The following is a 1,422-nucleotide window of genomic DNA, read 5'->3' as shown; positions in this document are numbered from 1 at the left end:
TGCTCGGCGCTACCGGCTTTGGCCCGGCTGTCGTCGGCCAGCGGCCGCAGGAAGATTTTTTCCTGCCCTTTAAGAATGCTGCGGCTGGATTCGGTCAACACCAGCGACTGGCCGCGCACGACATCAACCTCGATGATTTTTCTTGCCACCAGCTGGCGCACCAGCGAACGCCATGCCCGCTGCGAATACTCCTTGCCTATGCCGAAGGTAGAGAGCTGGTCATGGCCTGCTTGCTGCACGTGAGTATTGCTGCGCCCCAGCAGCACATCGATGACTTGGCTGGCCGGATAGCGCTGCCCGACCCGCCAGATACACGACAATAGTTTTTGCACGGCCAGCGTCGCATCAAACGTGACCGGCGGGTGCAGGCAATTGTCGCAATGCCCGCACGGCTGCCCCGCCTCACCGAAATGCGCCAGGATAAGCTGGCGACGGCAGGCGGCGGTTTCGCAAAAAGCGACCATTGCATCCAGCTTGGACAGCTCGACCTGCTTTTGCAGCTGAGCCATCTCCGAGTTCAGGATCATCTGCGTCAGCTGCACCATATCGTTCAGCCCATAACACAACCAGCTGGACGCAGGCAGCCCGTCACGCCCGGCGCGCCCCGACTCCTGGTAAAAATTTTCCGGGCTTTTAGGCAGGTCGACATGAGCGACAAAGCGTACGTCCGGCTTGTCTATGCCCATGCCGAAGGCGACGGTCGCCACCATCACCACCCCGTCCTCACGCAAAAAGCGGCGCTGATTAGCATCCCGCGCCTCGTGCGACATCCCCGCGTGATAAGGCAGCGCCGTAATGCCGTTCTGTGCCAGCCATGCGGCAAACTCTTCGACCCGCTTGCGCGACAGGCAATAGACGATACCGGACTCGCCGCTATGCTCGCGCTGGATATAGGCCAGCACCTGCTTCTTGGCCTCGTGCTTCTCAATGACCTGATAAAAGATATTGGGCCGGTCAAAACTGGACTTGAACACCGGCGCACCCGTCAGCCCCAGATAGTGCAGGATATCGGCTTCGGTCTGCGGATCGGCCGTTGCCGTCAGCGCAATACGCGGCACAGCAGGAAAACGCTGGGCCAGCACGCCCAGTTGCTGATATTCGGGGCGGAAGTCATGCCCCCACTGGCTGACACAATGCGCCTCATCAATGGCAAACAGCGAAATATCCAACCCGGCCATAAATTCGAGAAAACGCGGGGTCAGCATGCGCTCGGGCGCCACATAAAGCAGCTTGAGCGCACCCGAGCGCGCATCCAGGGCGATGCGCCGTTGCGCCTCCGGCTCGGTTGCCGAGTTAAGACAGGCGGCAGCAATACCCTGCTCGGTCAAAGCGGCCACCTGATCCTGCATCAAGGCAATCAGCGGCGACACCACGATAGCCAGGCCATCGCGCATCAGTGCCGGGATCTGGAAACACAGACTC

1 protein-coding gene is annotated in these 1,422 nt (G+C 60.5%); it reads right to left on the bottom strand.

The features are described from left to right. Positions 1-1,422 (bottom strand): DNA helicase RecQ (gene recQ / locus EGI20_RS18655; RefSeq protein ID WP_498633188.1); only part of this gene is annotated, 1,422 nt, incomplete at both ends.

The organism is Aquitalea sp. S1-19, assembly GCF_024343515.1.
This window is presented reverse-complemented; position numbering and strand designations above follow the sequence as displayed.